11 protein-coding genes are annotated in these 9,375 nt (G+C 63.4%); 4 read left to right on the forward strand and 7 right to left on the reverse strand.

What is annotated here, in order from left to right:
• From EOD15_RS21450 to EOD15_RS21460, 3 genes are all read left to right on the forward strand, one after another.
• A partial coding sequence (locus EOD15_RS21450) for a 3'-5' exonuclease (RefSeq protein ID WP_185929028.1) occupies positions 1-1,857 on the forward strand: 1,857 nt, incomplete at its 5' end.
• Positions 1,858-1,932: 75 nt separating this feature from the next.
• The gene (gene trxA, locus EOD15_RS21455) at positions 1,933-2,256 is read left to right on the forward strand and encodes a thioredoxin (RefSeq protein WP_013528326.1); all 324 of its coding nucleotides are present in this window, start codon (positions 1,933-1,935) and stop codon (positions 2,254-2,256) included.
• A 131-nt stretch (positions 2,257-2,387) separates the two neighbouring features.
• On the forward strand, positions 2,388-2,669 hold the full coding sequence (locus EOD15_RS21460; protein ID WP_127323193.1) for a cupin domain-containing protein: 282 nt from the start codon (positions 2,388-2,390) through the stop codon (positions 2,667-2,669).
• Positions 2,670-2,693: 24 nt separating this feature from the next.
• On the opposite strand, the gene EOD15_RS21465 is transcribed toward EOD15_RS21460, so the two are convergent.
• From EOD15_RS21465 to EOD15_RS21490, 6 genes are all read right to left on the reverse strand, one after another.
• A complete protein-coding gene (locus EOD15_RS21465; protein ID WP_127380279.1) occupies positions 2,694-3,113 on the reverse strand; it encodes a VOC family protein in 420 nt (139 codons plus the stop codon).
• 28 nt (positions 3,114-3,141) lie between these two features.
• Positions 3,142-4,467 carry a folylpolyglutamate synthase/dihydrofolate synthase family protein gene (locus EOD15_RS21470; protein ID WP_127322554.1) on the reverse strand — a complete coding sequence of 442 codons (1,326 nt, stop codon included), beginning with the start codon at positions 4,465-4,467 and terminating at the stop codon, positions 3,142-3,144.
• Between the two features lie 119 nt (positions 4,468-4,586).
• The gene (gene accD / locus EOD15_RS21475; RefSeq protein WP_127322555.1) at positions 4,587-5,513 is read right to left on the reverse strand and encodes an acetyl-CoA carboxylase, carboxyltransferase subunit beta; all 927 of its coding nucleotides are present in this window, start codon (positions 5,511-5,513) and stop codon (positions 4,587-4,589) included.
• A gap of 45 nt (positions 5,514-5,558) precedes the next feature.
• Positions 5,559-6,398, reverse strand: a complete 840-nt coding sequence (gene trpA / locus EOD15_RS21480; RefSeq protein WP_127269346.1) for a tryptophan synthase subunit alpha — start codon at positions 6,396-6,398, stop codon at positions 5,559-5,561.
• A 63-nt stretch (positions 6,399-6,461) separates the two neighbouring features.
• Positions 6,462-7,682 (reverse strand): tryptophan synthase subunit beta, encoded by a 1,221-nt coding sequence (gene trpB / locus EOD15_RS21485; RefSeq protein ID WP_127380276.1) that lies wholly within the window; start codon positions 7,680-7,682, stop codon positions 6,462-6,464.
• Positions 7,683-7,774: 92 nt separating this feature from the next.
• Positions 7,775-8,434: a phosphoribosylanthranilate isomerase gene (locus tag EOD15_RS21490; RefSeq protein WP_127408806.1), complete on the reverse strand. Its 660-nt coding sequence runs from the start codon at positions 8,432-8,434 to the stop codon at positions 7,775-7,777.
• Positions 8,435-8,546: 112 nt separating this feature from the next.
• On the opposite strand from EOD15_RS21490, the gene EOD15_RS21495 reads away from it, so the two are divergent.
• A complete protein-coding gene (locus EOD15_RS21495) occupies positions 8,547-8,765 on the forward strand; it encodes a hypothetical protein (RefSeq protein ID WP_127289588.1) in 219 nt (72 codons plus the stop codon).
• Positions 8,766-8,770: 5 nt separating this feature from the next.
• Here EOD15_RS21495 and EOD15_RS21500 read toward each other — a convergent pair.
• Positions 8,771-9,375: M48 family metallopeptidase (locus tag EOD15_RS21500; RefSeq protein WP_148129600.1), on the reverse strand; the 605-nt coding region annotated here is incomplete at its 5' end.

Below are 9,375 nucleotides of genomic sequence, written 5' to 3' on the forward strand. Positions count from 1 at the left end.
GCCATCGATCATGCGCATGCGCCGGCGGTGCGCGTGGCCGAGAACGTCGCCGCCACCATCGCCGGCTGGATCGGCAGTGGCGAAATCGTCGAAGGCCGCGGCAAGCGGCTGCGGCCGGGCGACGTGCTGGTGCTGGTGCGCAAGCGCGATCGCTTCGTCCATGCGCTGACCCGCGCACTCAAACGCCGCGACATTCCGGTCGCCGGCGCCGACCGGCTGAGCCTGCCTGGACACATCGCGGTCAAGGACCTGATTGCGCTCGGTCACTTCCTCATCCAGCCGCAGGACGATCTGTCGCTTGCCGCCGTGTTGCGCAGCCCGATCTTCGATCTGCCGGAAGAGACGCTTTTCACGCTCGCCGCGCAGAGGCCGTCCGACTTGTCGCTGATCGCGTCGCTGCGACAGCACGCCGGCGAAAGCGAGCGACTTGCGAAGATCGTCGCCCAGGTCGACATCTGGACGAACGCGGCCGCCTTCAAACCGGTGTTCGAATTTTACGCTGGCCTGCTGGCACGCGATGGCGTGCGCCGGAACATGATCGCGCGGCTCGGGCCCGAAGCCGGTGACATCCTCGACGAGTTCCTCAGCTTCTGCCTTGCCGAGGAACGAACCGGCCTGCCGGGGCTGGAAGCCTTCCTGTCGACGCTGGAAAACGCCGGTCCCGAGATCAAGCGCGAGATGGACCAGACCCGCGACGAGGTCCGGGTCATGACCGTGCATGCCGCCAAGGGGCTGGAAGCGCCGGTCGTGTTCCTGGTCGATGGCGGTTCCGCCCCGTTCAGCGACCAGCATCTGCCGCGCCTGATGCCCTTCGATGGCTCCGGCGCGAATTGGGACGGCAAGGGCTGTCTCTGGCGCTCTGCCAGCGACGTCGCCAACGGCTTTTCCAAAGCAGCGGCGGCGCGGGCACGGGAACTCGCCGACGACGAATACCGCCGGCTGCTCTATGTCGGCATGACCCGTGCCGAGGACCGGCTGATCGTCTGCGGCTATCACGGCAAGCGGGCGCCGAACGCTGGCACCTGGCATTCGATCGTCAGCCGCGCGTTGATCGGTGCGCCGGAAAGCGAGCAGCGTGCGCATCCCGCCGGCGGCGAGCCGGTGCATCGCTTCCATGTCACCAAGCTGCCGCCGGTCGCACTGGCTTCCGGCGAGCAGGCGCGGCCGACGGATGCTTTCGGACCTCTGCCGGCGACCTTGTTCCGGCCCTTGCCCCCCTTCGAAGATCTGCCGCGTCCGCTGTCGCCATCCGGTGCTGCGGCGCTGATAGACGAAGGCAAGGAAGCTGTGGTCGACAAGGCGTCGCCGGTGCTCGACGCCGATGCCGAGCCGGGCTTTGCGGTGCTGCGCGGGCTTGCCCTGCACAAACTGCTGCAGATGCTGCCCGGCATTGCCGAGCCCGAACGCCAGCGCGCGGCGGAGCGCTATCTCTTGCGAACGGGCGCGGACTGGCCGCCGTCAGAGCGCGAAAAAGCCCTGGCGTCGGTCACATCAATCCTTGCCGACGTCGGCTTCGGTCAGCTGTTTGCACCATCTTCACGTGCCGAGGTCGCGATCATGGGCAGCCTGGAAGTAAAGGGCAAAAAGCGCTCGATTTCCGGCAAGATCGACCGTTTGGCGGTGACATCGGCCGCGGTCTCGATCGTCGACTACAAGACCAACCGGCCGGCGCCCTCCACTCTGGCCGAGGTGCCGCCAGCCTACCTGCTCCAGCTCGCACTTTATCGCGCCCTGTTACAGCCGCTCTATCCCGGCCGCACAGTCAAGGCGGCCTTGCTGTTCACCGAGGCGCCGCGGCTAATCGAACTGCCGGCCAGCGTCATGGATGACGCCCTTGCTCGACTCACGGGAGCGTGACACAACACCTGCTTGAAGAAGGGCGCGATCGCCACCACATTTGGTGGGACAAAAACTTTCAAAAGGATTTTCCATATGGCAACCGTGAAGGTCGACAAGAGCAACTTCCAGGCCGACGTGCTTGACGCCAACGTACCGGTCGTCGTCGATTTCTGGGCGGAATGGTGCGGTCCCTGCAAGATGATCGCGCCAGCGCTCGAAGACATTGCCACCGAACTTGGCGCCAAGGTCAAGATCGCCAAGCTCAACATCGACGAGAATCCGGAGCTTGCCGCCCAGTTCGGCGTGCGCTCGATCCCGACGCTGATGATCTTCAAGGGCGGCGAAATGGCCGACATGAAGGTCGGTGCGGCGCCCAAGACCGCGCTGTCGCACTGGATCAACGGCAATCTCGCCTGATCCATCTGAAATTCATATGACCATCAAGCCCGGCCTCGCGCCGGGCTTTTTGTTGGCGTCATCGGTGCGTGGCTCTGGCTCTCGCGTCCGGCCACTCCATGTCATCTGCTTGAGCCAGACAGGAGAAACCCATGACCGGATCCGCCAAGGCCACCGTCTTCATCGACAATGAGCGCGTTATCGTCACCGAGTACCGCTTTGCGCCGGGCGAAAACACCGGCTGGCATCGCCACGGCCACGACTATGTCGTCGTGCCGCTGATGGACGGCAAGGTGAAGCTGTTGACCAAGGACGGCGAGACCTTCGCCGAGATGAAGAAGGGCGCGCCCTATTTCCGCAAAGAGGGCGTCGAACATGACGTCATCAACGCCAATGAAGGCGAATATGCCTTTATCGAGATCGAATTGAAGTAAGCCGTCAGGGCTGGCAGGCGCTTTTCACCAGTCGGCTATGCGGTCGCCGCCGGCGAATTGTGCACTTTTTTCGGTATACTCGAACAGTTCGATTTTCACGTCGTTTGGATCGCGGATCCAGGCCTGAAATGTGTCATCGCAGGCCAGTTTCTTTGAGGTGACGTCGACACCTTTCGACCTGATGTGGGCGATCGCGGCATCAATGTTCTCCACTTCTAGGCAGAAGTGGTTGATCTGGTTCAGGTCGCCATAGCGGGCCTCGTTTTTCCCGAACACCTCGACATGGCTGCCGCCGCCGCAATCGAGGTAGAACCCGAAAATCTTGCCGTCACGCAGGAAATTGAAGCGGGTGTCCATGCCCAGCACGTCGCGATAGAAGCTTCGTGTCGCTTCAAGGTCGTTGGCGAAGATGCAGACATGGGCGAGCTGCTTGACCTTGATCATGACAGGTTCCTCGCAGAAAAATCCGCCTTCAGGTCGGCGGGGTGCCGTTCTCGGCCAGCACCGCGCCGGTCAGATACAACGAACCGCTGATCAGGATGCGTGGCGCCGGACCGTCCCAGGTGTCGCGCAGCAGCATCAGCGCGCTGGCGACGGAACTCACCGGCTCGGCGGTCAGCCCGGCTTCCGTCGCGCGGACCGCCAGTTCGTCGTTTGGCACGCCGGCCTCGCTAAGGCTCACCGGCACCGTGTAGACATGCCGGGCGAGGCCCTTGAAGGCACGGAAATAGCCGGTCTGGTCCTTGGTGTTGATCATGCCCGAGATGAGGAACAGCGGACGCGGATTCTTCTCCTCCTGCTCGGCCAACGCTTCGGCAACCACCACGCCGGCACCGGGATTGTGGCCGCCGTCGAGCCAGATATCGGCGCCCTTGGGTGCCAGTTCGGCCAGCCGGCCCTGCACGAGCTTCTGCATGCGGCCGGGCCAGGCGACATTGACCATCGCCTTTTCGGCGGCGCGATGGCTGATCTCGAAACCGGCCGCCTTGACCGCGGCGATCGCCGCCGCCGCATTGGCGAACTGATGGCGTCCGGGCAGCCTGGGCGGTGGCAGGTCCATCAACCCGTCTTCGTCCTGGTAGACCATGCGGCCGTTTTCCTCGAAGGCAAGGAAGTCCTGGCCGTAGACGAAGGTGGGGCATTCAAGCCGCTCGGCGGTTTCGATCAGCACCTGCAGCGCCGTTTCGCTCTCCTGCGCGCCGATGACCACCGGACAGCCGGGCTTGATAATACCGGCCTTTTCGGCCGCGATCAGTTCGACACGGTCCCCGAGATAGGCCTCGTGGTCGAGCGACACCGGCATGATCACTGACACGGCCGGCTCCTTGACGACATTGGTCGCGTCGAAGCGGCCGCCGAGCCCGACCTCGATGATGGCGGCGTCGGCCTGGTGTTCGGAAAACAAGAGGAAGGTGACGGCGGTGAGAATCTCGAAGACGGTGATCTTCTCGCCTTCATTGGCTCTGGCCGCACGGGCAATAGCATCGGCGAAAACCCTGTCCTCGACCAGCCTGCCGCCGCCATCGGCGGCCAGCCGGTAACGCTCATACCAGTTGACCAGATGCGGCGAGGTGTGAACATGGACGCGGTAGTCCGCTGCCTCGAGCAGGGCGCGCGAAAAGGCGGCGCACGAGCCTTTGCCGTTGGTGCCGGCGATGTGGATGACCGGTGGCAGCCGATCCTGCGGATCGTCAAGCCGCTCCAGCAGCCGCGAAATGCGGTCGAGCGAAAGGTCGAAGCCTTTCGGATGAAGCGCCATCAGGGCTTCGATTTCGCGGTCGGCGGCAAGCGTCGTCATGGCAGAATCCTAGCGCATGAGCCGTGAAAACCAGAATCGGTTTCGGATGGCCATGGCAATCAAAAGCTACAGCGCGCCGAAGCACCCGTGCAATCGCGGTCGCGGCGCTTCGTGTCGCTTCAGGCTTGCGGCCGAGCTTCCGCGGCGACCACCGCCGGGGGCAGGATTTCCGGCTCCGGCGTTTTTTGCTCTTCCGGCAGCTTGAGCAGCATCTTGAGCAGGCGCGCGATCGTTTCACGCATTTCCAGCCTGGATACGACCATGTCGACCATGCCGTGCTCCATCAGATATTCGGAGCGCTGGAAGCCGTCGGGCAATTTCTCGCGGATCGTCTGTTCGATGACGCGCGGTCCGGCAAAGCCGATCAGCGCGCCGGGCTCGGCAATGTGCACGTCGCCCAGCATGGCATAGGAGGCGGTCACGCCGCCCGTGGTCGGGTTGGTCAAAACGACGATGTAGGGCAGGCCGGCTTCCTTCAGCCGGTCGACACCAACCGTTGTCCGCGGCAATTGCATCAGGGACAAAATACCTTCCTGCATGCGCGCGCCGCCGGAAGCGGCGAACAGGATCAGCGGCCGCTTGCGCTGCAGGGCCACTTCGAAGCCATGCACGATGGCGTCGCCAGCGGCCATGCCGAGCGAGCCGCCCATGAAGGCGAAATCCTGCACCGTGACCACCACCGGCAGACCCTCGACGGTGCCCAGCGCGTTGATGATCGCGTCCTCAAGGCCGGTCTTGGCCTTGGCGTCCTTCAACCGGTCGACATAGCGCTTCTCGTCGCGGAATTTCAGCGGATCCTGCATCACCTTGGGGTTGTCCAGGGTCTCGTATTTGCCGCCATCGAAGAAGAATTTCAGCCGCTCCTTGGCCGAGATCTTCATGTGATGGCCGGACGACGGAATGACGAACTGGTTGGATTCCAGGTCCTTGTGGAACACCATCTCGCCGGTCTCCGGATCCTTGATCCAGAGGTTCTCGGGCATGTCGGTGCGCCGGCCGAGCATCGAATTGATCTTCGGGCGAACGTAATTGGTGATCCAGTTCATCGCTTCGGCTCCTGTCCTGACGAGGATTGGGAAGAGGTAGGAGAACTATTCGGCAGCAGCAAGGCGGGCCGAACGCACGCCTTGCGCAAGGCCGCTGACCAGCGTGGCGACGGCTTCGGCCGGATCGGCGGTCTTTTCGCCCTTCGGTCCCAGCACATTGGCAACCGCATTGACGATCGCGGTGCCGACGACGACACCGTCGGCATTGGCGCCGATCACCCGGGCCTGCTCGGCGGTCTTGACGCCGAAGCCGACGCAGACCGGCAGGTCGGTGTGGCCCTTGATGCGCTTGACTGCCGCCGCCACCTTGCCGGTGTCGGCCAGCGCCGAGCCGGTGATGCCGGTCATCGACACATAGTAGACGAAGCCCGACGTGTTCTGCAGCACTTTCGGCAGGCGCTTGTCGTCGGTCGTCGGTGTCGCCAGCCGGATGAAATTGATGCCGGCCTTGAGCGCCGGAATGCACAGTTCCTCGTCCATCTCGGGCGGCAGGTCGACGACGATCAGCCCGTCAATGCCGCTGGCGATCGCGTCCTTGAGGAAGCGGTCGACGCCATAGATGTAGATCGGATTGTAGTAGCCCATCAGCACGATCGGCGTTTCATTGTCACTGGTCCGGAAGTCGGCCGCCATCTTCAGCGTCTTGACCAGCGTCTGGCCGCCCTTCAGCGCCCGCAGGCCCGCCGCCTGGATCGCCGGGCCGTCGGCCATCGGGTCGGAAAACGGCATGCCGAGCTCGATGATGTCGGCGCCGGCCTTGGGCAGTGCCTTCATAATCGACAAGGAGGTGTCGTAGTCAGGGTCGCCGCCCATGAAATAGGTGACGAGCGCCGGGCGGCCTTCGGCTTTCAGTTTTGCCATGCGGCGGTCGATGCGGGTCACCATGTCTGGCCCTTTGGACGAATTTTGCTCATAATCAACTCCCAAATCGAAACTGTCCAAAGGGGCCTAGATCTCCATACCCAGCATCGAGGCCACCGTATGCACGTCCTTATCGCCACGGCCGGACAGGTTGACGATGACGATCTGGTCCTTGTCCATGGCGGGCACGATCTTCACCGCATGCGCAATGGCATGCGCGGATTCCAGCGCCGGGATGATGCCTTCGACGCGCGTCGTCAGCTTGAAGGCCTCCAGCGCCTCGTCGTCGAGGATCGGCACGTATTCGACGCGGCCTGAATCGCGCAGCCAGGAATGCTCGGGGCCGACGCCGGGATAATCGAGACCGGCCGAGATAGAATGGCCGTCCATGATCTGTCCGTCGGCGTTCTGCAGGAGATAGGTGCGGTTGCCGTGCAGCACGCCCGGCGCACCGGCGTTCATCGAGGCGCAATGCTCGATGCCGTCAAGGCCGCGTCCGCCGGCCTCGATGCCGATGATGCGGACCTCTTTGTCGTCGAGGAAGGGATGGAACAGGCCGATGGCGTTCGAACCACCGCCGACAGCGGCGATGATGGTGTCCGGCAGTCGGCCTTCCTGCTCTAGGATCTGCGCCCGCGCTTCGGTGCCGATTACCGACTGGAAGTCGCGCACCAGCTCCGGATAGGGATGCGGGCCGGCGGCGGTGCCGATCAGGTAATAGGTGTCCTCGACATTGGTCACCCAGTCGCGCAACGCCTCGTTCATGGCGTCCTTCAGCGTGCCGTGACCAGCGGTCACCGGCCGCACTTCGGCGCCCAGCAGCTTCATGCGGAAGACATTGGGGCTTTGCCGGGCGACGTCGGTGGCGCCCATATAGACGACGCAGGGAAAGCCGAAGCGGGCCGCGACCGTGGCCGATGCCACGCCATGCTGGCCGGCGCCGGTCTCGGCGATGATGCGCTTCTTGCCCATGCGCTTGGCCAGCAGGATCTGGCCGAGGCAGTTGTTGATCTTGTGCGAACCGGTGTGGTTCAAATCCTCGCGCTTGAAATAGACCTTTGCGCCGCCGAGATGCTTCGTGAGGCCTTCGGCGAAATAGAGCTTCGACGGCCGTCCGGCATAGTGGGTCGACAGGTCAGTCAGCTCGGCCCTGAAATCCGCATCGTTCTTGACCTCGTTCCAGTGCCGCTCCAGATCGAGGATCAGCGGCATCAGCGTTTCGGCAACGAAACGACCGCCGAAAATGCCGAACATGCCCTGTTCGTCGGGTCCGGTGCGGAAGGAATTGGGTGTCGCCGGCTTGTTCATCGCCGATCTCCTGGCATCTTGACTTATGAAGCATGTCCTTGTCGGAAAACCGGTTCCCACTTTTCCGGGACATGCTCTGGTTTAAGGCACTACTAGGCTGCGCGGGTGTTCCGCGCGGTCCTGACGGCCCGGAAAAACTGTTCGATCAGCGCCGGATCCTTGACGCCCGGTGCGCTTTCCACGCCTGAGGAAATGTCTATTCCGGGCGGGTCGGCAAGCCGAAGGGCATCGCCGATATTGGCGGCGTTGAGCCCACCGGAAAGCATGTAATCGACGCTGCCGTCAAGGCCGGCGAGGATGTGCCAGTCGAAGGCCACACCATTGCCGCCCGGCAGCTCTGAGCCTTTCGGCGGCTTGGCGTCGAACAGGAACCGGTCGCCTATGCCGATGAACGGCTTTACCCGCTCCAGGTCAGCAGCCTCGCTGACCGACAGCGCTTTCATCACCGGCACGCCATAGCGGGCTTTGACCTCGGCCACTCGGTCGGGCGTTTCCGCGCCATGCAGTTGCAGCATGTCAGGCTGCATTTGGGCAATGATTTCATCCAGGAAAGCGTCGCCGGCATCGACTGTGACAGCAACCGCCGTCGCGTTGCCGCGCGCCGCCTCGCGCAGACGGCCAGCCTCGGCGGGTTCGACATAGCGTGGGCTTTTGGCGAAGAAGATAAACCCGACATGGCTGGCCCCGCCGGCCAGCGCCGCGGCCATTGCCCCGTCGGTCTTCAAGCCGCAGATCTTGATGTCGAGTGCCATGGCGCGGGAATTGGCATGAAAAGCGATAAGAGTCGAGAAAAAGCATGCTGTTTGCCGGCGCGGCCAAAGGCGCTACCTATGGATGAATAGGACACATGGCGGGAGCACGATCATGACCGACAGGACAATTGCCGAACTCAGGCAGAAGATCGCGCAGGCGCGCGAGGTCATCGCGCACCTGATCGACAAGGCCGCCTTCAACGGCGCCGAGGCGCACCGCGCGCTCGACTATTTCGGCGGTGATGAATTCGACGGCAATTTCCTGCCGTGGCCGCATCATGGCGATGAGGGGCTACGGCCTGAGGACTTGAACGCCGCCAACGACGACTGAGAGATCTACTCGAACATGATCGCCTGCAGCGCACCGCCATTGCGCTTCAGCCAGTCCTTGCAGCGATCGGTGTCGGGGCAGAGCTTTTCGCACAATTTCCAGAATTTCGGACCGTGGTTCATCTCCTTGAGATGCGCCACTTCATGCGCGACGAGGTAGTTGATGACCGGCGACGGCGCCATCATGATGCGCCAGGAAAAGGACAGATTGCCTTCGGAGGTGCATGACCCCCAGCGGCTTGATGTGTCCTTGAAGCGGATAGCCTTGGCGCGCTTGCCGAGCGCCTCGGTGTGTTTGGCCACCAGCTTCTCGATTTCCTTCTTGGCCTCGCGCTTGAGGAAATCGGCGAGGCGGCGCGGCAGATGTATGCGGTCGCCATGCACGATCAAGAGCGGGCCACGTTCGTCGCGCGACACGGTGACGGTGCCGCGCTTTGATGGTTCATGGACGATGCGGTGCGGCACGCCGCGCACCGGGATCCTGATGCCGGGCCGCACCTGCGGCCGCGTCGGCACCTTGGCCAGTCGCTGCTCCAGCCAGTCCTGGTGCCGCTCAAGGAACCTGTCCACTTCGCCGCGGCGCAGGCCTGGCGGCACGGTTATGCGTAGAC

This window comes from Mesorhizobium sp. M7A.T.Ca.US.000.02.2.1 (genome assembly GCF_003996995.1).
Lineage (GTDB): Bacteria > Pseudomonadota > Alphaproteobacteria > Rhizobiales > Rhizobiaceae > Mesorhizobium.